Genomic DNA, 22456 nt, shown 5'->3' on the forward strand with positions numbered 1-22456 from the left:
CACCCGCTTCGACAAACTCGCCGTCCGCTACGAAGCCACCGTTCACATCGCCGCGATCAACGAGTGGCTGTAACCGACTTCGACACAGGCCCTAGGCCAAACGTCAAGCATGTCCTGGGACGGATCCGTCAAGCATCAGGTGGGACTAGACACACTACTTGCCCAGATACCCCGCCAGGCACCGCCTACCACCGGAAGGAAATCCGCAATAGAATACGGGTGCCGCACATGAGTACGGCTTGAGTTGCGTACATGAGTCGTAACTCTCAGCTCTAACCAGGGGGTTGGTTGCGTGTTCGCACTAGTGGTGCGATTCGATCTGAAAGACGACCAGAGCGCACAGGCGTTTGACGCTCTTGTAGCTGAAACCGGGGCCGGAATCCGTGCCCACGAGCCCGGGACTCTGATCTACGCCACGCACTCTGTCGAGGGGGAACCGCTCGCTCGGGTCTTCTACGAGTGCTACGCGGACCGAGAGGCATTCGATGCGCACGAGCGGCAGCCTCACGTGATTCGATTCCTCAAAGAGCGCGAGCTGTATACGCAGGACGTACGGGTTGAGTTCTTGAAAGTTGGACCCAGTAAGGGTGTCGAGTCAAGTTGATGGCTGACCGCAGCAATGAGCAGGTCGACCTATAGCCACACGTCGGCAGAAGCGCGGACTTCCTCAACGTGAGTTCGCCGAGATGATTGGGCAATCCGAGGCTTGGCTGTCACAGGTCGAGCGCGGGGTCCGTTCACTCGACCGGGTCTCCATACTGGAGCGGATCGCCGGTGCCTCGGCGGCAGCCGAGCTACCTTCGGTGCTGAGTATCAGTCACGTCATGGCCGCGATCCTGGGCAAGGATCGAGAGCTTCCCCTCCAACCGACCCCAAGAATCCATATCGCCGTCCAGGCAACACGACGACCATGGGCAGCCCATCCGGCACTATCTGGAGTGCGTCAGTATTTGGGATCTACTGGCGTAGGCAGCTTGTCCGCCCAAGAACGCAATACCGAAACCGCTTGCTCTCGCATCTGGCCCGGTATTACCTCTTCCCGGATAGAGCGTCGGGGAGCCGGATAGGTCAACTCGCGATATAGCTGCAGATCCTCGAACCCATAAGTGGCGACGTCGTGGCTTGTCGCGCCGAAGATCACTCGATCAAGCCTTGCCCAGTAACAAGCTACAAGGCACATGGGGCAAGGTTCGCTGCTGGCATACATCGTTCCACCGGTGAATAGGTGCGTTCCCGTCCGGGATCCCGCGTCCCGCAAGGCCATAACCTCGGCGTGGGCGGTAGGGTCGCGAAGCTCGACGACACTGCTCGTTCCCTCGCCGACGATCTCGCCGGCCAGCACTACTATCGATCCGAACGGCGTCTTACCCTCGTCTTCGAGCGCGCGCCTCGATATCTCGATGGCGCGTTGCAAGAACTCTTGATCTGCCTGGCTTGAAGCGTTCGACATTCCGGTCTCCCCTAGTTTCCCCTGTCGGTTCCGCTGCCGGCTTGGCGCTTCTTCGGCCAGGGCTTGAGTTCCGTGCCGAAGCGAAACTCGGTTCGGTCTGCCGGATAGTCGGCATCGGAGATCTCCACAACGCGCCCGTCCAGGTCGTAGGAGATGCGACGGCAGAACAGAAGCGGGATGCCCTCAGCCAGTCCCCATGCCTGCGCTTCTACCGTCGTCGGCATCCTTGCGGTTACCTCATCAACCATCCGGGTTATCTCGACACCCACGGTCAGAAGCTGGTGTTGCGTGCCTCCCGGCCAGGGCTCGTTGTTGTCGTCCAAGATCGCTGGGTTGTCGCGGACCAGCGCCACCGGAAGGTGGGACACGCTGTAGGACAGGAGGTGTCCCGTCTGACTGTCATGCGCCTCGTACCGTCGCCGCAGCAGCGGCTCGCCACTCGGGACCTTGAAGATCTCCGCCAACTCCGGACTTGCATCGATCACGTCATAGTGAGCGCTGAACTTCTGCTCTGCGATCGACATGTTGAGGTTCGTCTCGGCTTCGCCGATGACGGCTCGCTCGGATTCAGGCCGGATGGCGAGATCCTTCTCAACCTGGTGCCGGTCCGATGACCGAACGACCTTCCGTACCGGAACGCGCACCCGGGGAGCCTTGCCCCGTCCGGCATCGACCAAGCCTTGCGCCTTCAACAGGTTCATAGCGCCACGGGCTGAGTTCATGCCGCATGACCACTGCTCACAGATCTCCGCCAATGTTGGCAGGGAGTCACCCGGCGCTATCTCCCCGCGCTCGATCTGCATCCGAATGTCGTCAGCGATCCGGAGCTGGATGGGCGCTTGGACGGCAGTGCGTCGCGGTTCCATGCCTCCATCCTTGCAGGTTTGTGGGCGAACCTCTTGTGGCCTTCCTCATCGATGCGTACTCTGCATCTCGTAAGGTTTGTGGGCAAACCCACAAACTGAGCGGTCGCTGGCGGTGAGCGAGCCCTAGGTTGCTCAACCGGACCCGATCCCCGGAGGTTGCAGTGGAACCAGAAGCCGAGCTTGAGCACCTTCACGAACGGGTGCGCGACCTGGAGACAACACTTCGGCTGTCCCGGCGGCAGTTGTTCGACGCGCGCAGTCGCTTGGCCGCCATCGCACGGATCATGGGCGACCTGGAGCAGGCGACCCGGGCACCGGGGGTGGTCTTCGGGTCGGTGAACTCGGTCCTCAACAACCAGCACCCTCCATTGCGCCGGCTGAGCCGCTGGTCGCCGGTCAGGTATCGGGGGGTTCAGCGGTGAGCCGCCAAAGACACGGTCCGGTCCGGCCCTTCTGGTTCTGCGCCAACTGCGTGCACCCCTGGCCGTGCGAGAGGGCCAAAGCCGAACTGGTGGCCGAATACTCCGCCGCGCCGAGGTTGCTCGGGGTCGACATGGCGGATTGCCTGACCGAGGCGGGCCGGGACCTGACCGAGCTGTACTGGACCGCACCGGACCCCGTCGAGATGTACGCCCGTTTTCTGGGCTGGGTGAAGCGGGCCCTCGCCACCAGCCGACCCCGGGACGCGGGTCACTTCGACTGATTCTGAGCCTCGACTCCCCAGCCGCCCGTCAGGGGCATCGTGGTGCCCGGAGGCGGAGACACCCCCCGGGTTACAACGAAGCGATCGTCACTGCTCGCCAGCGTCCGGTCGGGCGGTCACCCCAGCCGGTGGGTCGGACGCGGACCCTCCGGCTCCTTGCGGTACGAAGACAGGGTGAGTGCCGCCAGCGTGACGCCCCTTGCCCTGTCCACCGTCGGGTCGGTGAACTGCCAGGGCAGTTCCTCCTGCGAATTCCTGTACCGAATGACCAGGTCGGCCTGGTTCGCCGAGGGCAGTTACTGGATCCTGCTCAAGCCGCTGCGGGTGCTGCTGATCGTGGCGCTGGCGATGGTGGCCCGCTGGGCGGTGCACCGCACGCTCAACCGCTTGGTCCGTACGACGACCGACGGTGCGGTGCCGACCATGCTGCGGCCGCTGCGTGAGCGGGTGCCCAGCGCCGCGGTCGACCCGACCGAGTTCGTGCCCGAGCGACGACGGCAGCGGGCCGAGGCGATCGGCTCGGTGTTGCGCAGCCTGACCACCGCGTTCGTCTTCGGCATCGCACTGCTGATGATCCTGCGCGAGTTCAGCTTCGACCTGGCTCCGCTGCTGGCCAGCGCGGGGATCGCCGGCGTCGCGCTGGGCTTCGGCGCGCAGAGCCTGGTCAAGGACCTGATCGCCGGTCTGTTCATGCTGATCGAGGATCAGTACGGCGTGGGCGACAACGTCGACCTGGGCGAGGCGATGGGCGTGGTCGAGTCGGTCGGGCTCCGGGTCACCACCGTGCGCGACGGTCGCGGGGTGCTCTGGTACATCCGCAACGGCGAGATCATCCGGGTGGGCAACAAGAGCCAGGGCTGGGCCCTCGTGGTGGTGGACCTGCCGATCGGGTTCAACAGCACCGAGGAGGCGACCGCCGTCCTGCGCACCGCCGCCGCCTCGATCGCGGTGGACCCGGAGCTGTCGCCGGAGATCGTCGAGGCGCCGGAGGTGCTGGGTGTCGAGCAGGTGACTGTCGACGGTGCGGTCATCCGGACGGTGGTGAAGACGACCGCGGACGGGCAGTTCGCGGTGGGCCGGGAGTTGCGTCGGCGGCTGGCGGAGGCACTGGAGAACTCGGGGATCACCGCGCAGATCGCGGCGGCCCGCATGTATCCCGGGCTGCCGCCCCGGCCGTTGCCCGACGGTGAGACTGGTCAGGGCGGTGCCACCTGACCCACCCGGCACCGTCCTCGGATTCAGGGGTCGCGAGCCAGCCGGCCCCTCAGGTATCGTCCGTTCGTTCAGTCGGGGAAGCGACGAATGACCCGTTCGGCCTAGATAGTTGTCAGACGATCGGGCAGAATCCGGAGAACGCGTTCCCGCCAAAGCGTGATCACAACCTCGCTGATCCGTAGATCTGACGAGCGCTTCCGACCGGGCTGCCACGAGCGGCCGATTCGGAGGCCGATGGAGGCGACGGTGCCCGACGAGCGACCTTCCGCGGAAGGCCCCGCCACTTTTCGCGAAGTGTTCGCCCAGCAGGAGTTCCGCGCCGTTTTCACGGCGGGCGCTCTCTCCTGGGTCGGTGATTACGTCGCGAAGGCCGCCGTCACCCTGCTCGTCTACCAGACGACCCATTCGGTGGGGCTCTCCGCGGTTGCCTTCGCGGTCAGTTTCCTGCCCTGGTTGCTCGGTGGTCCGGTGCTCGCCGCACTCGCGGAGCGGTACCCGTACCGGCGGGTGATGGTGGCGTGTGACCTCATCCGGATGGCGCTGATGCTGCTCATCGCCATCCCGCTGTTGCCGTACCAGGCGGTGCTGGTGCTCATCTTCGCCGCCACGCTGGCCAACCCGCCAAGCCAGGCGGCCAAGTCGGCGTTGATGCCGCAGATGCTCGCCGGAGACCGGCTGGTGCTCGGGCTGTCGCTGAACGCCAGCGTGGGGCAGGCGGCCCAGATCGTCGGGTACGTGCTCGGCGCCGCCGTCGCCTCGATCGACCCGCAGGTCGCGCTCCTGTTCAACGCGGTCACGTTCGGCGTCTCGGCGCTGCTGGTCCGCTTCGGCGTGCGCGACCGCCCGGCGGTGCCGAACCCGGCACACCGCAGCCACCTGCTGCAGGAGACCCGCCAGGGTTTCGCCATCGTGTTCGGCACACCTGTGCTGCGGGCGATCGCGGTGCTGGTGTTCAGCGCGATGCTCTTCTCGATCCTCCCCGAGGGGCTGGCCGTCGGCTGGGCCAACGAGGAGGGCGGCGGCGGCATGAGCGCGAGCACGGCCCAGGCGGTGATCATGGTGGCCGGCCCGGTCGGCTTCATCCTCGGCGGGTTGCTGGTGAGCCGCCTGTTCGGGCCGGCCCGCCGGCTGAAGCTGATGCGCCCGCTCGCGGTGCTCGCCCCACTGATGCTGGTGCCGACGTTGTTCGATCCGCCACCGCTGGCGGTGGCACTGCTGGCCGCTCTCTGTGGTTTCGCGGTCGCCGGCATGCTGCCGATGGCCAACGGGCTCTTCGTCCAGGCGCTGCCCAACGGCTTCCGAGCCCGCGCCTTCGGGGTGATGGCGACCGGCGTCCAGGTCATCCAGGGTTTCGCGGTGCTGGCCACCGGGCTGATCGCCGATCGCTTCGACAACATCCCCTTCGTGGTCGGGGTGTGGAGCGCGGTCGGCGTGGTGCTGATGGCGGTGGCCGCGCTGTCGTGGCCGGACCGGCAGACGATCGACGACGCGATCGCGGCAGCCACGGCGGCCAATGCCGCGCCGCCCGACGATCCGGACGACACCGGCGGCGCGGGCTCGGGCCCTCCCGAGCCGCGTAGTGGCGAGGGACACCGCCGGCACGCGGTCACCTGACCCGGGGCACACCCGTCCGCCCTGCGCGGGCTGAGCGCCCGGGGCACGCCCGTCCGCCCCCGCGCGCGGGCTGAGCGCCCGCCAGCGGGACGCATCGGCCCGGCGTGATCCGACGCACGCCGAGCGGGTCGGGCTGGCGCACGACGCACCTGGCAGGATGGAACGGTGAACCCCGCAGGCGAATCCGAGCGTCCCGGTGCTTCGACGACCCTCTTCGAAGCGGTCGGCGGCGAGCCCACCTTCCGCAGGCTGGTCGACGAGTTCTACGCCGGCATCGCCACCGATCCCCTGCTGCGACCGATGTACCCGGAGGACGACCTGGGGCCGGCCGCGGAGCGGATGACCCTGTTCCTGATGCAGTACTGGGGTGGGCCGAACACCTACTCCGCCCAGCGTGGCCACCCGCGGCTGCGGATGCGGCACGCGCCCTTCCGGATCGGCGCCGCCGAGCGGGACGCCTGGCTCCGCAACATGCGCCGCGCCGTGGACCAGCTCGACCTCGAACCGGAGATCGCCGCGACACTCTGGGACTACCTGGAGCGGGCCGCGTACTTCATGGTCAACGTCATGGACGACCCGGCCGACGGCGTCTGACCCGGCCGCACCACCCGCGGCGTCAGAGCAGCGCGCCCTCGTCGTGCAGCCAGTCCACGAAGCTGGTGGCGACCGCCGCGCCGCAGTCGAGCATCTCGACCAACAGCGCGTCGTGGGTGCCGGCACCGAGCGGCACCTGGAGCTCGGCGTAGATCGGTAGTTGCCCGCGCTCGGTCGGGTCGCCGATGTACGCCTTGCAGAACCGGCGGGTGTGGTTCCACTCGTTGACCACCCGATAGGCCCGGTCGGCCCAGTCCGGCGGGACCGTGGCGTGCGGGCGTGCCCGCATGACCAGGATCTCGTCCTCCGGCCCTTCGAGGGTGACCAGCACGGCGTGCCGCTCCCACATGGCCAGCAGGTTGCCGTCGCCATCGGCCAGATAGCGCACGTCGAGCAGGTCGAGTGCGTCGCAGACGCGGCGCAGACTCACCGGCTCGACGGTGGCCAGCATCTCGCTCAGCACTGGTCGCTCGCTGGCCGGGCAGTCGTCGCCCGGCTGGCGAGGGCTGGGCGGCCCGACTCGGACCGCGCTCTCCACTGTGATCCCGCTTCGGGTTTCCGGTTCGCCGCCGTCGGCGGGACCGGGGCGCCATGACCACCACGGCATCGCTCGTCGCACCTCACTCCCCAGCGGATCCAGTCGCCTACGGTGCGTTGGATCCGAGCATGGACGGTACCCGGACAGCCGACTTGTAGCACCCCCCCAACGACCGCCCCTGCCCAGAAGAATGAGCTGGGGTCATCCGTTCGGACGAGGTGTGAGGGGCGTCACCGCAAGATCCGTGGCCGTCTGCAACCATGCCGCTCCGTATGGTCCCGCCAGGCCGACCCACCGTCCGGCCACCCGGACCTCGACGGCGGCTTCGTCGCGGCCGACGCCCGGGCGGCCGGCGGCACCGAGGAAGCCCATCCGGACCACCCCCTGCACCAGCCGCTGCGACACCTCGACCGGCCGGGCGGGCGGCCCGTCCGGCGTGACGAGCACCGCCACGTGGTCGAGCAGCGCGTCCCGCAGCGCCCGCTGGCCCACCGCACGGCCCGCCACGCCCTGTTCGGTGGCCGTGCGCAGGGTGCCCGCCGCCGCGTCCGCGATCCGCCGCACCTCGACGACGGGCAGCGCCTCCACCGCCCGGCTACCCGCCGGGGGCAGCGGCCACCGCCACTGCGCGTCCCGGCGTACCGGCAGGGCGGTGCCACCGCGTTCCAGCTCGGCGAGCAACTCCGCGGCGGCCACCGTCACGTCCCCGGCGCTGCCGTCGGCCGGCCCGCCGGCCACCGTCCGGACCACCAGGACCTGCCACGGCAGACGGGCCCAGAGGGCGACCCGACCGGGCACACCGGCCGGCCGCAGCCGGACCGGTGCGGTCGGTTCCAGCCGGACCAGCCGGGCCAGGAAGGCACCGGCGTCCGCCACACCGGCCACACCGTGCGTCGCCGTCCGTCCCGGCTCGGCCGTGCCCGGCCGGCTCATTCCAGGCCGCCCTGCGGTGCGTACGTGCGCAGGAAGTCCCGTTCCTCCGCGGTGATCCGCCGGGGCACCTGGCGGGTCAGGTCGAACGGCACCAGCACCGAGCGGGCCCGACTGGCCAGCACCTCGCCGTCGTACAGCTCGTAGGCGACGGTGAACCAGGCGTGCCGGATCTCCTCCACCCACAGCTCGATCCGCACCGTGGGCGCGGCCTCCGCGGTGGCCCGACCCAGCGCGTAGTCGACCGGACGCAGGTAGTCGACCTCGTGGCGGCGGATCACCACCCCGTTGGCGAACGAGCCGACCCCCCACGCCCGACCACCGGCGAACATCAACGCCACCCGCGCCTCCTCGTACAGGGTGAGGAAGCGCGAGTTGTTGATGTGGCCGTACGCGTCCAGGTCGGACCAGCGCAGTGTGCAGTGGTAGACGAACCGGTCAGACACCTTCTCGGCCGGTCAGTCGCGGGTCAGCTTGCGGTAGGTCACCCGGTGCGGCCGGGCAGCCTCCGCGCCGAGGCGATCGATCTTGTTCTTCTCGTACGCCTCGAAGTTGCCCTCGAACCAGAACCACCGGGACGGGTCCTGGTCGTCGCCCTCCCAGGCCAGGATGTGCGTGGCGACCCGGTCCAGGAACATCCGGTCGTGCGAGATGACCACGGCGCAGCCGGGGAACTCCAGCAGCGCGTTCTCCAGGCTGGACAGCGTCTCCACGTCCAGGTCGTTCGTCGGCTCGTCGAGCAGGATGACGTTGCCGCCGATCTTCAGGGTCAGCGCCAGGTTGAGCCGGTTGCGCTCACCGCCGGAGAGGACCTTCGTCGGCTTCTGCTGGTCCGGTCCCTTGAAGCCGAACGCGGCGATGTACGCCCGCGACGGCATCTCGACCTTGCCCACCATCAGGTAGTCCAGCCCGTCGGAGACGACCTCCCAGACGGTCTTGTCGCCGTTGAGGCCCTCGCGGTTCTGGTCGACGTACGACAGCGAGACCGTCTCGCCGACCCGGACCTGGCCGCCGGTCGGCTGCTCCAGCCCGACGATGGTCTTGAACAGCGTGGTCTTGCCGACGCCGTTGGGGCCGATGATGCCGACGATGCCGTTACGCGGCAGCGAGAACGACAGGTTGTCGATCAACAGCCGGTCGCCGAAGCCCTTGCTGAGGTCGACCGCCTCGATCACCGTGCTGCCCAGCCGCGGGCCCGGCGGGATCTGGATCTCCTCGAAGTCGAGCTTGCGCGTCTTCTCCGCCTCGTTGGCCATCTCGTCGTACCGGTCCAGACGGGCCTTGGACTTGGTCTGCCGGGCCTTGGCGTTGGAGCGGACCCACTCCAACTCCTCGGTGAGGCGCTTCTTCATCTTGGCGTCGCGGCGACCCTCGACGGCCAGCCGGGCGGCCTTCTTCTCCAGGTAGGTGGAGTAGTTGCCCTCGTAGCCGATGGCCCGGCCACGGTCCAGCTCCAGGATCCAGCCGGCCACGTTGTCGAGGAAGTACCGGTCGTGGGTGATCGCCATGACGGTGCCGGCGTACTTGGCCAGGTGCTGCTCCAGCCAGGAGACGCTCTCCGCGTCCAGGTGGTTGGTGGGCTCGTCGAGCAGCAGCAGGTCGGGTGCCTCCAGCAGGAGCTTGCACAGCGCGACCCGGCGGCGCTCACCACCGGAGAGCTGGGTCACGTCGGCGTCCGGCGGCGGGCAGCGCAGGGCGTCCATGGCCAGTTCGAGCTTGGAGTCGACGTCCCAGGCGTCGAGGTGGTCCAGCTCCTCCTGGAGCTTGCCCATCTCCTCCATCAGCTCGTCGGAGTAGTCGGTCGCCATCTGCTCGGCGATCTTGTTGAATCGCTCCAGCTTGGCCTTGGTCTCGGCGACCGCCTCCTCGACGTTGCCGAGCACGGTCTTGGCGTCGTTGAGCGGGGGCTCCTGGGCGAGCATGCCGACGGTGTAGCCGGGCATGAGTCGGGCCTCGCCGTTGCTCGGCTTGTCCAGCCCTGCCATGATCTTGAGGAGGCTGGACTTACCGGCGCCGTTCGGACCGAGCACACCGATCTTGGCTCCCGGCAGGAAGCTCAACGTCACGTTGTCGAGCACGACCTTGTCGCCGTGCGCCTTGCGTGCCTTTTCCAGGACGTAGATGTACTGGGCCACGGTGCGGGCTACCTCCGTCGATTTGCTGTCGCCTGATCGGCGGCGCGGCGCGGGCTGTGCGATCCGCACGCCGCCGCCGGCCGGGAGCCGGCCACGCGCACGCCATCGTCAATCCTGACAGGTACGCCGCGCTTCGCCCACATCACCCCGCCCCAGGAGTACGCGGGCGCGCCTCCTTGCCGGAGCCGGTAAGGCAAATTACGGTTTCGGTATGACCAAGAAGATCACCATCAGCCTGCCCGACGATCTTGCGGAAAGACTGGCCGAGGAGCCGAACGCCTCCGCCTATGTCGCTGAGTCTCTGCGACGGAGGGTGGCCGGGGAGAAGACGCGGGAGATCCTCCGGCGGGCCGGTTTCGAGATCACCGACGAGGGCATAGCGCGGGTACACGCCGAGATGGAGCAGTTGCGGGCGAGCATCACCCCCGAACTACGCGAACAGGCGGCCCGGCTCCAGGCAGAGGTCTTGGCGGCACGTGCGAGAGCCACCCGGTGACGGGCTACGGCTTGGCGCTGGACGCGACAGCCCTGCTGGCCTATTCGTCGTCGGAACGGGATGTCGGTCACCGCATCGCGGAGGCCGCCGACTATGGCGTGCACGTGCTGGTGCCGGCGCTCTGCCTCGTCCGTGCGCACCAGGAGGCCACTCCCGGCCAGTGGGAAATGCTCGAAGTGCTCGCCGCGTTGCCGCACATCCGCGTAACCCCGGTCGAGCCGAACATGTGCTCGTTTCTCGGCGGATGGTCACGCCGAATGGCCGGGCACACGGACCTGGCCCAGCTGGCGATGGACGCCGCCGCCCACCCCCTCGTGCCGATCATGACGGATCGGCGGGAGTTGCTCGGCGAGGTGCTGCCCAAGGAGTGGCCGATCATCGACCTCTGATCGACGGGCTGTCGACAAGATCACCCTGGGGATTTCGGCGCGTACGGGGCGGGTAGGAGACTCCGGCACGAGGCACAAGACGCCGCAGCTACGCTCAGTACGCTCATTCGCGGTGGACCCGTCAGTACCCGGAGGTGGCCGATCGTGACCGTCCGTAGCTCCTTTGTCGTAGTGGCGAACCGTCTGCCGGTCGACGAGGTGAGCACACCCGAGGGCCGGCAGTGGCGACGCAGCCCTGGCGGGCTGGTCACCGCACTGCACCCGGTGCTCGCCGAACACCAGGGCACCTGGGTCGGCTGGGCCGGTGGCACCGGGGCTGCCCCCGAGCCGTTCGACCTGGAGGGGATCCGGCTGCACCCGGTCCCGCTCAGCGCCGAGGAGTTGGAGCGCTACTACGAGGGCCAGTCCAACGCGACGATCTGGCCGCTCTATCACGACGCGGTCGAGACGCCGGCCTACAAGCGCCGCTGGCGGGAGGCGTACCGCCTGGTCAACGCCCGGTTCGCGGAGGCCGCGGCGGACGTCGCGGCCGAGGGCGCGACGGTCTGGGTGCAGGACTACCAGCTTCAGTTGGTCCCGGCGATGCTCCGTGAGCTGCGCCCGGACCTGCGGATCGGGTTCTTCCTGCACATCCCGTTCCCGCCGATCGAGCTGTTCATGCAGATGCCGTTCCGCACCGAGATCCTGCGCGGCCTGCTCGGCGCCGACCTGGTCGGTTTCCAGCAACGGCTGGCCGCGCAGAACTTCGTCCGGCTGGCCCGGCACCTGCTCGGGCTGCGCTACGAGGGGCAGATGATCCAGGTCGACGGTCGGCAGGTGAAGGCGGGCGCCTTCCCCATCTCGATCGACACCCAGGAGATGGAGCGGATGGCCGCCGACCCGGCGGTCCAGGCCCGGGCCAAGCAGATCCGCGCCGAGTTGGGCGACCCGAAGACGATCATCCTGGGCGTGGACCGGCTCGATTACACCAAGGGCATCGAGTTGCGCCTCAAGGCCTTCCGCGAATTGCTTGCTGACGGAAAGTTGACAGTTCCCGACGCGGTTATGGTGCAGGTGGCCACACCCAGCCGCGAGCGCGTCGAGCACTACCAGGCACTTCGGGTCAAGGTCGAGCGCGAGGTTGGCCGGATTAATGGCGAATTCGGCAGGGTCGGCGTGCCGGCAGTGCATTACCTGCATCAGTCGTACAGTCGCAGTGAGCTGGCGGCAATGTACGTTGCTGCCGACGTGATGATGGTGACACCGTTACGAGACGGCATGAACCTGGTCGCGAAGGAGTACGTGGCGTCGCGCGCCGACCAGGGTGGCGCGCTCGTGCTCAGTGAGTTCGCCGGCGCCGCAACGGAGCTGCGCCAGGCTTTCCTGTGTAACCCGCACGACCCGGACGCGGTCAAGGACGCCCTGCTCCGGGCAGTGCACGTGGAGAAAACCGAGGCACGCCGCCGGATGCGGACAATGCAACGTCACCTGCGTACCCACGACGTGGGCCACTGGGCCAAGTCTTTCCTCTCCGAACTCGGAGTTCCCGAGGCGGAGGCCGAGTGAACACGACAGTCAACGATGGAGCGGCCACGGCCACCGGGGTGATGGACCCCGAGCTGCGCTCCGCCATCGGCCGGATCGCCCGGGTCCCCCAACTCCTCGTCGCCTGCGACTACGACGGCACACTGGCGCCGATCGTGGAGGACCCCAGCACAGCCGTACCACTGCCCGAGTCGGTGGCCGCGGTCCGCGCGCTCGCCGCGCTGCCGCAGACGACCGTGGCGGTCGTCTCCGGCCGGGCACTGCGCGACCTGGCCGCGCTGTCCCGGCTGCCCAGCGAGGTGCACCTCGTCGGCAGCCACGGCTCCGAGTTCGACATCGGCTTCGTCGAGCGGCTCTCCCCCGAGCTGGTCGCGGTGCGCCAGCAGGTACGCAACGCGCTGCGCGACATCGCCTCCGCGCACCCGGGCATCCGGCTGGAGCGCAAGCCGGCAAGCGTCGCCGTGCACACCCGGGGGGTCGACCCGGAGGTCGCCGCAGCGGCCATCGAGGCGGTCCGCAACGGCCCGGCCACCTTCGACGGCGTCACGGTGACCCAGGGCAAGGAGGTCATCGAGCTCTCCGTCGTGGCCACCCACAAGGGCACCGCGCTCGACCAACTACGGACCCAGCTCGCCTCCAGCGCGGTGCTGTTCATCGGCGACGACATCACCGACGAGAACGCGTTCGGCCACCTGCACGGTCCCGACCTCGGCATCAAGATCGGCCCCGGGGACACCAAGGCCAGCTACCGGGTTGCCGAACCGCTGGAGGCCGCGCGGGCGTTGGCGCTGCTGCTGGAGACCCGGCGGCACTGGCTGTTCGGCGAGCGGGCCGTGCCGATCGAGCGGCACTCCATGCTGGCCAACGGTCGTACCGTCGCTCTGCTCACCCCCGAGGCCAAGGTGAGCTGGCTCTGCCACCCCAAGCCCGACTCGGCGGCGATCTTCGCCGACCTGGTGGGTGGCAGCCCGGCCGGTCACTTCAGTGTCGCCCCGGAACGCGGCGGCATCCCGCTGGGCCAGCGCTACCGCTCCGGCACGATGACCGTGGAGACCCGGTGGTCCGGGCTCACCGTCACCGACTGGCTGGACAAGCCGGCCCGGGAGACCACACCTGACGACAGCCCCGCGGTCATCACCGGCGACTCGACACTGGTCCGGGTGCTCACCGGCAGTGGCAAGGCCCGGGTGGAGTTCGCGCCGAGGCCCGAGTTCGGTCAGGTAGCCGTGCAGTTGCAGCCACTCGGTGACGGCCTGCTGGTGCTCGGTTCCAACGAGCCGGTCGCGCTCTACGCCCCAGGCGTGGAGTGGGAGGTCGGCAACGACGGTGGGTACGAGACCGCCAAGGCGGTCGTCGACCTCTCCGCCGCCGGTGGGCAGGTCGTGCTGGAGCTGCGCTTCGGCACGCACAGCCTGGAGCACCACCGGGTGCCGATCCACGAACGGCAGGCCGCGGCCGAGCAGCCGTGGAAGGACTGGGTGGCCTCGCTGCGGCTGCCGTCCACCGCCCGTGACCTGGTCGCGCGCAGCGCCCTCACCCTGCGCGGGCTCTGCCACGAGGCAACCGGCTCGATCCTGGCCGCGGCGACCACCTCGCTCCCCGAGGAGCTGGGCGGCGTCCGCAACTGGGACTACCGCTACTGCTGGCTGCGCGACGCCGCGCTGACCGCCCGCGCACTAGTCGACCTGGGCTCCGTCGAGGAGGCCGAGGCGCTGCTGCGCTGGGTGGACGGCTGCATCGAGCGCACCGGCGGCCACCCGGAGCGACTGCACCCGCTCTACACCATCGACGGGTACGAGCTGGGCGCCGAGGCGGTCATCGACACGCTGCCCGGCTACGCCGGCTCCCGGCCGGTCCGGGTCGGCAACCTCGCCAACCACCAACTCCAACTGGACGTCTTCGGCCCGATCGCCGACCTGATCGCGGCCGTCGCCGACGCGCGCGGCTCGGTCCGCGAGGACGAGTGGCGGGTCCTGGAGAACATGGTCGAGGCGGTCCGTCGCCGTTGGCACGAACCCGACCACGGCATCTGGGAGGCGCGGCTGCCACCACGGCACCACGTCTTCTCCAAGGTGATGTGCTGGATGACAGTCGACCGGGCGCTGCACGTCATGCGCGAGCACGGCGGCCAGGACCGGCCGGAGTGGAAGGACCTGCGCGACCGGATCGGCGCCAACGTGCTGGAGCAGGGCTGGCACTCCGACGTCGAGGCGTACAGCGTCGCGTACGGGGACGAGGACATGGACGCCTCGTCACTCTGGATCGGGCTCTCCGGCCTGCTCCCGGGTAACGACCCGCGCTTCCTGTCCACAGTCCTGCGCATCGAGGCGGACCTGCGCAGCGGCCCGGTCGTCTACCGCTACCACTGGGACGACGGCCTGCCCGGCCGTGAGGGCGGCTTCCACATCTGCACGGCGTGGCTGATCGAGGCGTACCTGCGCACCGGCCGCCGCACCGACGCCGAGGAGCTGTTCGCGCAGATGGTGCTCACCGCCGGGCCGACCGGGCTGCTCCCCGAGCAGTACGACCCGCTGGCCGAGCGTGGGCTGGGCAACCACCCGCAGGCGTACAGCCACCTCGGTCTGATCCGCTGCGCCCTGCTGCTGGACAACATGCTCAAGCAGTAGTTCGACCGCACGTGTGACGGGGCCGGAGCGCTTACGCTCCGGCCCCGTCGGTCAGTGCGGGTACGGCAGGCTCGGTTGCCACCCGTACAGGAGGGCACCGAGGTCGGTGGGCACCGTCCAGTGCGCGTACGGCAGCACCGCGCTGCTGCCGGTGTGGACCAGGCACAGCAGCGGGGCGTCGCCGGTGTGGTCGAGCGCGAGCTTCGGTTTGCGGACCGCGCCGACGCCGCCGAGGCCGAACAGGACAACCGGATCCCGGACCGGCAACCCCAGTGCCTGCCGGCCGTCGCGCCACCCCCGGTAAGCCGCGTCCAGCCGCCAGGGCGCGAGGTCGGCGAGGCCGCGGTACAGGGTCGCCACCCAGGTCGGGGTGAGTTCGGCGTCGGAGAGCCGGTACGGCACACCGGTCAGCAACGCGTCGAGCTCCGGATCCGTCTGCACCCCGGCGTCGGCCAGCGCCTCGGCCAGCGCGCCACGATGGACGGCCGCGACCGCCGGGGCGGCCTGCTCGACCCGGTCGACCTGCCAGCGAAGCCCGGCCGGAGTGGTCGCCTGTCGCCGGTCCCACAGCCAGCGGGCGTTGTCCCAGCGGTGCCGCTGGTTGGCCGGGATCAGGTCGTCGATGCCGATGACCAGCTCCTCGCCCTCGACCCGTGCGGTGAGCCACCGGCCCCGCAGGTGTGGCCGTTGCTCGCCGTAGCCGGCCAGTGCGACCACCGCCGACCGCAGGTAGGCGCCGGTGTTTCCGCGCGGGAAGTGCCAGCACAACGCGGACGTGTCGATGGCGTCGAGGTCGGCGGCGGCCTCGTCCGCCACCGCGTCGATCCGGACCTGCGGCGATGCCGCACTGGCCTGGCGGTTGTCGAACTGTCGACGGGCCCGGCGCTGCCGTGTCGCGGCCCGCTCCACCGACGGGCTGACCGAGTACGCTGCCTTCTTTCCCGCCCAGCGCAGCACCTCCGCCCCGACCGCCTGCGGGTCGCCGAAGAGCCGGAACTCCAGCAGCTCGTGCTCGTCGGCCCCGTCGTCCTCGGTCACCTGCAGCTCGTACACCAGGTTTCCCGGCGAGTCCAGGTCGTAGGCGGTGTGCGGGTCACGGCCGAACTCGTTGCCGACGAGCGAGTCGCGATGCTGTTGCGGGTAGCCACGGACCACCGTGACCAGGACGGCCCAGGAGCCGTCCGCGTCCGTGCACCTCAGTGTCCGGACCGGAGCGTCGCGCCATGGCGACGGGAGATCCTCGATGGTGGTGGTCAGGCCGGGGCCGGCGCACCGCAGCGCGACGGGTGTGAGCAGGTCCGTTCGCCACGTCTCGTGCGGGTCCTTCACGGTGAGCATGCGCGACATTGTGTCGACAACCACCGACACCCCGCTCGCCCGGTCCGTACCCGCCATCTCCGGTCAAGCCGGCACCCGCGAGGCGATGATCGACTCGGATTTCAGGAAGGCGGGCTATCCCAGGCGCGCGGACACCCCGGTCTCCTGAAAGCCGTGTCGATCAAGCGCCTCGCGGGAGTAGCGCCGAAGTCGGCCCGCCGGTCACCCGTCGAGTGCCCCCACCACGTCTCCCAGCACGACGACGGCCGGCGGGCGCACATCGGCGGCGAGCGCGTCGGCGGCCACCGCGCCGAGCGTGGATCGCAGCACCCGCTGGGCACCCGTCGTACCCTCCTGTACCACGGCGGCCGGCGTCTGCGGCGGCCGACCGTGGGCGATCAGGGTCTCGCTGATGGCGGCGAGGTTCTTCAGCCCCATCAGGATCACCAGGGTGCCGCGCAGGCCGGCCAGAGCGTCCCAGCGCACCAGCGAGGCCGGTGAGTCGGGTGCCACGTGCCCGGAGACCACTGTGAACTCGTGCGCCACCCCCCGATGGGTGACCGGAATCCCGGCCGCGGAGGGAGCGGCGATCGAGCTGGTCACCCCGGGCACCACGGTCACCGGCACACCGGCCTTCGCGCAGGCCAGCAACTCCTCACCGCCCCGCCCGAAGACGTACGGGTCGCCGCCCTTGAGCCGCACCACGAACGCGCCGGTCAGAGCACGGTCGACCAGAATCTGGTTGATCTCCTCCTGGGCCCGGGACGGCCCGTAGGGGATCTTCGAGGCGTCCACCAGCTCGACGTCCGGGCGCAGCTCGTCGAGGAGCAGGCCGGGCACCAACCGGTCGGCGACCACCACGTCCGCCTCGGTGAGCAGCCGCCAACCCTTCACGGTGATCAACTCCGGGTCCCCCGGCCCCGCCCCCACCAGCGCCACCCGCCCAACCTGCCGCCCGGCAGCCCCGGTCCCACCGGCAGCACCGGCAGCAGCGGCAGCACCGGCAGCACCGGCAGCACCGGCAGCAGCGTCGGACCCGCTCTGCGTCGGGGCGAGCCTCTCCGGTGCCAGGCGGACCGCGAGGAGGTCGCGGATCGCGTCGCGGACGGTCATCGCCCGGCGGGGGTCGCCGCCACCGAGCACCGCGACGGTGACCGGGCCGTGCCGGGTCACCGCCGGGGTCCAGGCGGTGGCGGCCGTCCGGTCGTCGGCCCGGACGCAGAAGATCCGCCGCTCGGCGGCCAGGGCGCTCACCGAGGCCGCCGCGATGGGGTCGTCGATCGCCACGTGGACCAGCCAGGCACCATCCAGGTCCTCGACGGCGAACCGGCGCGGCACCCAGTGCAGCCGACCCGCGTCGACCTGGGCGCTCAGCGCCGGGGTCAGCTCCGGTGCCACCAGCAGGACGTCCGCGCCGGCGTCCAGCAGCGCGGGCACCCGGCGGGTGGCGACCGCGCCGCCGCCCACCACGACCACCCGCCGCCCACCGAGCCGCAAACCGAGGGGGTACGGATTAGAGGTCACGCCACACCTCCGAGGCGGAGGGTTCGCTCGCCGCGCGTGGTCACTTCTCGGCCACCCCGGCGGCATCGAACGTGGCCACCTCGTGCAGCACCCGCACCGCGCCGCTGACCACGGGCAGCGCCAACAGCGCGCCGGTGCCCTCGCCGAGGCGCAGCCCCAGGTCGATGAGCGGGTCGAGGCCGAGGTGCCGCAGCGCCACCGTGGCACCCGGCTCGGCCGAACGGTGCCCGGCGACCATGGCGCAGACCGCGTCCGGGGCGAACGCCGCGGCGGCGAGCGCGGCCGACACCGCGATCACGCCGTCCAGCAGCACCGGCGTGCGGCGGGCCGCGGCACCCAGGATCAGCCCGGCCAGCGCGGCGTGCTCCAGGCCACCGACGGCGGCCAGCACCCCCAGCGGGTCGGCCGGGTCGGGTGTGTGCCGGGTCAGCGCGGCGCGCACCACGGCGACCTTGTGCGCGTAGGTCGGGTCGTCGATGCCGGTGCCCCGACCGGTGGCGTCGAGCGGGTCGGCACCGGTGAACGCGGCGATCAGCGCGGCGGCCGGGGTGGTGTTGCCGATGCCCATGTCACCGGTGAGCAGGATGCCGGCTCCGGCGTCGATCAGCTCGTCGGCGATCCGGATGCCGGTCTGTACCGCTGCCAGCGCCTCGTCGCGGGTCAGCGCGGCGGTCACCGTGAAGTCGCGGGTGCCCCGACGGACCGACGCGGCAACCAGCCGGGGCACCGCGGGGTCGAGCACCGCGGGGTCGAGCACCGCCGGATCGACAGCGGCCGGGGAGAGAGCAGCCGGGTCCAGGGCGGCCGGGGAGAGAGCAGCAGCCGGGTCGACGGGCAGCGGTGTGGCCACCCCGACGTCGACCACGGTGACCGACGCGCCGGCCTGCCGGGCGAACGCGTTGACCACCGCGCCGCCGGCCAGGAAGTTGCCGATCATCTGCGCGGTGACCTCCTGCGGCCAGGGGCTCACCCCCTGGGCGTGCACCCCGTGGTCGCCCGCGAAGATCGCCACGGCGGCCGGCTCGGGCAACGGTGGTGGGCAGGCCCCGGCGAGGCCGGCGAGGCGTACCGACAGCTCTTCCAACGCGCCCAGCGAGCCCGCCGGCTTGGTCAGCCGGCCGTGCAGCTCACGGGCGGCGACCATGGCCGCCTCGTCGGCCGGGTGGATCGCCGCGATCGTGGTCTCCAGCATCATGCCTCCATGGTCTCGCGCAGCGCCTCGATGAACGCGTCTGTGGTGGTGCGGTCGCGTACCGCCACCCGCAACCAGTCCGGGCCGAGGCCGGGGAAGGTGTCGCCCCGGCGCACCGCCCAGCCGCGCTCACGCAGGGCGGCCCGGATCGCTGTCGCGCCCGGCAGGTGCAGCAGGACGAACGCGCTGGCGGGACGGCCGACGACGCGTACACCGGGCAGGTCGGCGAGGCGGGCGACCAGGTGGTCGCGGTCGGCGGCGAGGTCGGCGGCGATGGCGCGCTCGGCCTGGACCGCGACGTCGGTGGCGCAGGCCGACGCGGCGGCCAGCGCGGGTGTGGAGACGGCCCAGAGCGGCTGTACGGCGGCCAGCCGGGCCAGCAGGTCCGCGGCGCCGAGCAGGTAGCCGATCCGGAGGCCGGCCAGGCCCCACGTCTTGGTGAGGCTGCGCAGCACGAGCAGACCGGGCAGGTCACGTCGCTCGGCCAGGGACTCCGGTTCGCCGTGGTGCCCGGGGGTGATCGTGGTGTCGGCGAACGCCTCGTCGACCACCAGCACCCGGCCGGGGCGGGCCAGCGCGGCCACCGTCCGCGCGGGGTGCAGCACCGAGGTCGGGTTCGTGGGGTTACCGATCATCACCAGGTCGGCGTCGGCGGGCACCCGGGACGGGTCGAGTCGGAAGTCGTCGGCGGCGTCCAGCAGCACCCGCTCGACCGGGTGCCCGGCGGCCCGTAGCGCCGCCTCCGGCTCGGTGAACTGGGGGTGCACCACCACGGGCCGGCGCACGCCGCGCAGCGCCTGGGCGATCAGCACGAAGCCCTCGGCCGCGCCGGCGGTGAGCAGCACCTCGTTCGGGTGACGGCGGTGTCGGGCGGCGACGGCCGCCCGGGCTGGTAGCGGGTCCGGATAGCGGGCCAGGTCGGTCAGGGTGGCGGCGATCGGGCCGGCCAACCAGGCGGGAGGCGGTGCCTGCCGGACGTTGACAGCGAGGTCGATCAGCCCGTCGCCGACCTCCGCGTCGCCGTGGTGCGCGAGGTCGGGCTCGGAGGCGGCGATCGGCACGGGCATGTCCGCGATCCTGCCGGGAAGGCGGCCGGTGGGACAGTCGATCCCGGCGTAAGCCGCGTCACCACTCGCCGGTTTAAGAGTTCTTCTCAGGTACGAATCGGAAATGTCATAACTTAGTCATGTGAGTAACCGACCCCTTGCTGCCGCTGGTCGACTCGTCCCTCTCCTTCGCGCCGGACTGATCGCCGGAATCGTGATCGCCGCCGCCGCGTATCCGCTGGTCGCCCTCAGCGGGCTCGGCGCGAAGGCCACCGCGCACGCCGTGGAGCAGAAGACCAGGCTGCTGACCAAGGCCCTGCCCGCCGAAACCTCCTACGTCTACGGCCCGGACGGCAAGACCGTGCTGACCATGTTCTACGAGGAGTACCGGCAGTACACCAAGCTGTCGGACATGTCGCCGAACATCCAGCAGGCGATCGTCGCCGCCGAGGACTCCCGCTTCTACCAGCACCACGGCGTCGACCCGAAGGGCGTGGCCCGCGCCTTCGTGTCCAACGCCCGCTCCGGCGGCTCCCAGGGTGCGTCGACCCTGACCATGCAGTACGTCCGGATGGCCCTGCGGGACAGCGCGACCACGCCCAAGGAGGTCCAGGAAGCCACCCAGCAGACCAGCCTGCGCAAGGTCAAGGAGATGCGGATGGCGCTGGACCTGGAGAAGGAGCTGAGCAAGGAGCAGATCCTGGAGCGCTACCTCAACTCCGCGTACTTCGGGCACCGGGCGTACGGCATCTACGCGGCAAGCGAGATCTTCTTCTCCAAGACCCCGAAGGACCTCACCCCGGTCGAGGCCGCCACCCTCGCCGGGCTGGTCAAGTCCCCCTCGGAGTACGACCCGGCCGACTCCGACCAGAAGGAGGCCACCGGCCGGCGTGACTACGTGCTGGACCGGATGAGCCAGCTCGGTTACCTCTCCCCCGACTCGGCCGCCGCCGCCAAGGCCGAGCCGATCCGGCTGAAGCTCACGAACCCACCGCACGACTGTGTCGCGGTCGCGGAGAAGTACAACAGTTGGGGCTTCGCCTGCGACTACCTGAAGAACTGGTGGAGTGCCCAACCCGCCTTCGGCGCGGACCCGCTGCAACGGATGGACAAGCTGCGCCGGGGCGGCTACCGGATCGTGCTCAGCCTCGACCCGAAGATCCAGGCGGCGGCGGAGAAGAACGTCGGCAGCAAGGAGGCCACCGGCAGCCCGTTCGCCAACGGGATCGTGGTCTCCGAGCCGGGCACCGGCCGGGTGAAGGCGATGGCGGTGAACCGGACGTACTCGCTGGACCTGAGCGAGAACCCGCAGAGTTCCAACCCCGAGGCCGGGCCGAAGGTGAAGGCCAACTACCCGAACACGGTGGCGCCGCTGCTCGGCGGCGGCAGCCTGGCGGGCTACCAGGCCGGGTCGACGTTCAAGATGTTCCCGATGCTTGCCGCGTTGGACTCGGGGATGACGCTCTCCACCTCGTTCAACGCCCCCCACCGCTACAAGTCGGCCGTCTACGACGGTTGGGCGCCATCCAACGCCAGCGGCGCCATGACCGGGCAACAGACCATGTGGTCCGGCTTCGGCAAATCCGTCAACACGTACTTCGTGTGGTTGGAGGAGCAGGTCGGCGCGGACCGGGCGGTCCGGCTGGCCGAACAGCTCGGGCTGCGGTGGCGCACCGACGTCGACCGGGAACAGGCGTCCCCGACCAAGGCGAAGAAGTGGGGCGCGTTCACGCTCGGCGTCTCCGACGCCACCCCGCTGGAGATGGCGAACGCCTACGCCGCCATCGCGGCCGACGGGCGCTACTGCGAGGCGATCCCGGTGCAGGCAATCATGAACCGGGACGGCACACCCGCCACGTACGCCACGCCGAGCGGCCTGCACCGTGAGGTGGCCAAGCCCCGCTGCCGGCAGGTGGTCAGCGCGGACGCCGCTCGGGCGGCCACCGACGCCGCCCGCTGCCCGACCGGGGACACCCCGGCGCGCGGCAGCTGCGGCGGCTGGTCCACCGCCGACAGCGTGCGGGGCACGGTCGGACGGCCGGTGGCCGGCAAGACCGGTACCACCGACAGCACCCGGTCCGCCTGGTTCGTCGGCTACACCCCGGAACTGGCCGCGGCGAGCTTCATCTCCGACCCGGACAACCCGTTCAACGCCGTGGGTGACGGGCAGTCCCAGATCCCGATCAAGGCGGTCGCGGAGACCCTCCGCGACGGCCTGAAGGGCACACCGACCCGCCAGTTCACCCCGCCATCGGACGCGATCGTCGGCTGACCCGGCGCCGGTGGCGCGCCGCCA

At 70.2% G+C, this 22456-nt stretch carries 22 protein-coding genes and 1 pseudogene; 13 read left to right on the plus strand and 10 right to left on the minus strand.

The features are described from left to right. Nucleotides 1–307 precede the first annotated feature (307 nt). Nucleotides 308–604, plus strand: coding sequence for a putative quinol monooxygenase (locus ACGFIQ_RS10235; RefSeq protein ID WP_393243154.1), 297 nt, complete (start codon nucleotides 308–310; stop codon nucleotides 602–604). A 31-nt stretch (nucleotides 605–635) separates the two neighbouring features. After that, nucleotides 636–764: pseudogene (locus ACGFIQ_RS10240) on the plus strand (helix-turn-helix domain-containing protein); the annotation flags it as partial. Nucleotides 765–943: 179 nt separating this feature from the next. Here the strand turns inward: ACGFIQ_RS10240 and ACGFIQ_RS10245 are convergent. After that, nucleotides 944–1450 carry a nucleoside deaminase gene (locus ACGFIQ_RS10245; RefSeq protein WP_393242219.1) on the minus strand — a complete coding sequence of 169 codons (507 nt, stop codon included), beginning with the start codon at nucleotides 1448–1450 and terminating at the stop codon, nucleotides 944–946. 11 nt (nucleotides 1451–1461) lie between these two features. Continuing rightward, the gene (locus ACGFIQ_RS10250) at nucleotides 1462–2316 is read right to left on the minus strand and encodes a GntR family transcriptional regulator (protein WP_393242222.1); all 855 of its coding nucleotides are present in this window, start codon (nucleotides 2314–2316) and stop codon (nucleotides 1462–1464) included. A gap of 161 nt (nucleotides 2317–2477) precedes the next feature. Between ACGFIQ_RS10250 and ACGFIQ_RS10255 the strand changes: the two genes are divergently transcribed. The 5 genes from ACGFIQ_RS10255 (at nucleotide 2478) to ACGFIQ_RS10275 (ending at nucleotide 6442) form a co-directional block, all read left to right on the plus strand. Further along, a complete protein-coding gene (locus ACGFIQ_RS10255; RefSeq protein WP_393242225.1) occupies nucleotides 2478–2738 on the plus strand; it encodes a hypothetical protein in 261 nt (86 codons plus the stop codon). After that, entirely contained in the window at nucleotides 2735–3019 is a 285-nt protein-coding gene (locus ACGFIQ_RS10260) for a flavin reductase (protein ID WP_393242228.1), read from the plus strand. Before ACGFIQ_RS10255 ends, ACGFIQ_RS10260 begins: the two co-directional genes overlap by 4 nt. 222 nt (nucleotides 3020–3241) lie before the next feature. Then, nucleotides 3242–4234 (plus strand): mechanosensitive ion channel family protein, encoded by a 993-nt coding sequence (locus tag ACGFIQ_RS10265; RefSeq protein WP_393243156.1) that lies wholly within the window; start codon nucleotides 3242–3244, stop codon nucleotides 4232–4234. Nucleotides 4235–4468: 234 nt separating this feature from the next. Beyond that, entirely contained in the window at nucleotides 4469–5848 is a 1380-nt protein-coding gene (locus ACGFIQ_RS10270) for an MFS transporter (RefSeq protein ID WP_393242231.1), read from the plus strand. Nucleotides 5849–6013: 165 nt separating this feature from the next. Next, complete coding sequence (locus ACGFIQ_RS10275) at nucleotides 6014–6442, plus strand: globin (protein ID WP_357067144.1); 429 nt, start codon at nucleotides 6014–6016, stop codon at nucleotides 6440–6442. A gap of 22 nt (nucleotides 6443–6464) precedes the next feature. Here the strand turns inward: ACGFIQ_RS10275 and ACGFIQ_RS10280 are convergent, their stop codons facing one another. The 4 genes from ACGFIQ_RS10280 to ettA all read right to left on the minus strand — a co-directional run bounded on the left by ACGFIQ_RS10280 (nucleotide 6465) and on the right by ettA (nucleotide 10045). Further along, complete coding sequence (locus tag ACGFIQ_RS10280; protein ID WP_393242234.1) at nucleotides 6465–7049, minus strand: YbjN domain-containing protein; 585 nt, start codon at nucleotides 7047–7049, stop codon at nucleotides 6465–6467. A 132-nt stretch (nucleotides 7050–7181) separates the two neighbouring features. Further along, the gene (locus tag ACGFIQ_RS10285) at nucleotides 7182–7913 is read right to left on the minus strand and encodes a hypothetical protein (RefSeq protein ID WP_393242237.1); all 732 of its coding nucleotides are present in this window, start codon (nucleotides 7911–7913) and stop codon (nucleotides 7182–7184) included. Then, a complete protein-coding gene (locus ACGFIQ_RS10290) occupies nucleotides 7910–8356 on the minus strand; it encodes an acyl-CoA thioesterase (RefSeq protein ID WP_393242240.1) in 447 nt (148 codons plus the stop codon). The genes ACGFIQ_RS10285 and ACGFIQ_RS10290 overlap by 4 nt, the downstream gene beginning before the upstream one ends. A 12-nt stretch (nucleotides 8357–8368) precedes the next feature. Continuing rightward, the gene (gene ettA / locus ACGFIQ_RS10295; protein WP_357067136.1) at nucleotides 8369–10045 is read right to left on the minus strand and encodes an energy-dependent translational throttle protein EttA; all 1677 of its coding nucleotides are present in this window, start codon (nucleotides 10043–10045) and stop codon (nucleotides 8369–8371) included. 211 nt (nucleotides 10046–10256) lie between these two features. Here ettA and ACGFIQ_RS10300 point away from each other — a divergent pair, with 211 nt between their 5' ends. From ACGFIQ_RS10300 to otsB, 4 genes are all read left to right on the plus strand, one after another. Next, the gene (locus tag ACGFIQ_RS10300; protein ID WP_393242245.1) at nucleotides 10257–10541 is read left to right on the plus strand and encodes a hypothetical protein; all 285 of its coding nucleotides are present in this window, start codon (nucleotides 10257–10259) and stop codon (nucleotides 10539–10541) included. After that, the gene (locus ACGFIQ_RS10305) at nucleotides 10538–10930 is read left to right on the plus strand and encodes a hypothetical protein (RefSeq protein WP_393242248.1); all 393 of its coding nucleotides are present in this window, start codon (nucleotides 10538–10540) and stop codon (nucleotides 10928–10930) included. The genes ACGFIQ_RS10300 and ACGFIQ_RS10305 overlap by 4 nt, the downstream gene beginning before the upstream one ends. 144 nt (nucleotides 10931–11074) lie before the next feature. Further along, complete coding sequence (locus tag ACGFIQ_RS10310) at nucleotides 11075–12475, plus strand: trehalose-6-phosphate synthase (RefSeq protein ID WP_393242251.1); 1401 nt, start codon at nucleotides 11075–11077, stop codon at nucleotides 12473–12475. A 41-nt stretch (nucleotides 12476–12516) separates the two neighbouring features. Further along, the gene (otsB, locus tag ACGFIQ_RS10315) at nucleotides 12517–15081 is read left to right on the plus strand and encodes a trehalose-phosphatase (protein ID WP_393243158.1); all 2565 of its coding nucleotides are present in this window, start codon (nucleotides 12517–12519) and stop codon (nucleotides 15079–15081) included. A 51-nt stretch (nucleotides 15082–15132) separates the two neighbouring features. Here the strand turns inward: otsB and ACGFIQ_RS10320 are convergent, their stop codons facing one another. Continuing rightward, nucleotides 15133–16419, minus strand: coding sequence for a hypothetical protein (locus tag ACGFIQ_RS10320; protein WP_393242254.1), 1287 nt, complete (start codon nucleotides 16417–16419; stop codon nucleotides 15133–15135). Here ACGFIQ_RS10320 and ACGFIQ_RS10325 point away from each other — a divergent pair. Next, entirely contained in the window at nucleotides 16418–16567 is a 150-nt protein-coding gene (locus ACGFIQ_RS10325; RefSeq protein WP_393242257.1) for a hypothetical protein, read from the plus strand. The genes ACGFIQ_RS10320 and ACGFIQ_RS10325 overlap by 2 nt on opposite strands. A 53-nt stretch (nucleotides 16568–16620) precedes the next feature. Here the strand turns inward: ACGFIQ_RS10325 and cobA are convergent, their stop codons facing one another. The 3 genes from cobA to cobC are packed head-to-tail and all read right to left on the minus strand — an operon-like array spanning nucleotide 16621 to nucleotide 20181. After that, complete coding sequence (gene cobA, locus ACGFIQ_RS10330; protein ID WP_393242260.1) at nucleotides 16621–17922, minus strand: uroporphyrinogen-III C-methyltransferase; 1302 nt, start codon at nucleotides 17920–17922, stop codon at nucleotides 16621–16623. Nucleotides 17923–17962: 40 nt separating this feature from the next. Continuing rightward, on the minus strand, nucleotides 17963–19114 hold the full coding sequence (locus ACGFIQ_RS10335) for a nicotinate-nucleotide--dimethylbenzimidazole phosphoribosyltransferase (protein ID WP_393243160.1): 1152 nt from the start codon (nucleotides 19112–19114) through the stop codon (nucleotides 17963–17965). Then, the gene (gene cobC, locus ACGFIQ_RS10340; RefSeq protein ID WP_393242263.1) at nucleotides 19114–20181 is read right to left on the minus strand and encodes an Rv2231c family pyridoxal phosphate-dependent protein CobC; all 1068 of its coding nucleotides are present in this window, start codon (nucleotides 20179–20181) and stop codon (nucleotides 19114–19116) included. Before cobC ends, ACGFIQ_RS10335 begins: the two co-directional genes overlap by 1 nt. Nucleotides 20182–20302: 121 nt before the next feature. On the opposite strand from cobC, the gene ACGFIQ_RS10345 reads away from it, so the two are divergent. After that, nucleotides 20303–22432: a transglycosylase domain-containing protein gene (locus ACGFIQ_RS10345; RefSeq protein WP_393242266.1), complete on the plus strand. Its 2130-nt coding sequence runs from the start codon at nucleotides 20303–20305 to the stop codon at nucleotides 22430–22432. Nucleotides 22433–22456 lie beyond the last annotated feature (24 nt).

The organism is Micromonospora sp. NPDC048898 (assembly GCF_043198035.1).
GTDB lineage: Bacteria > Actinomycetota > Actinomycetes > Mycobacteriales > Micromonosporaceae > Micromonospora.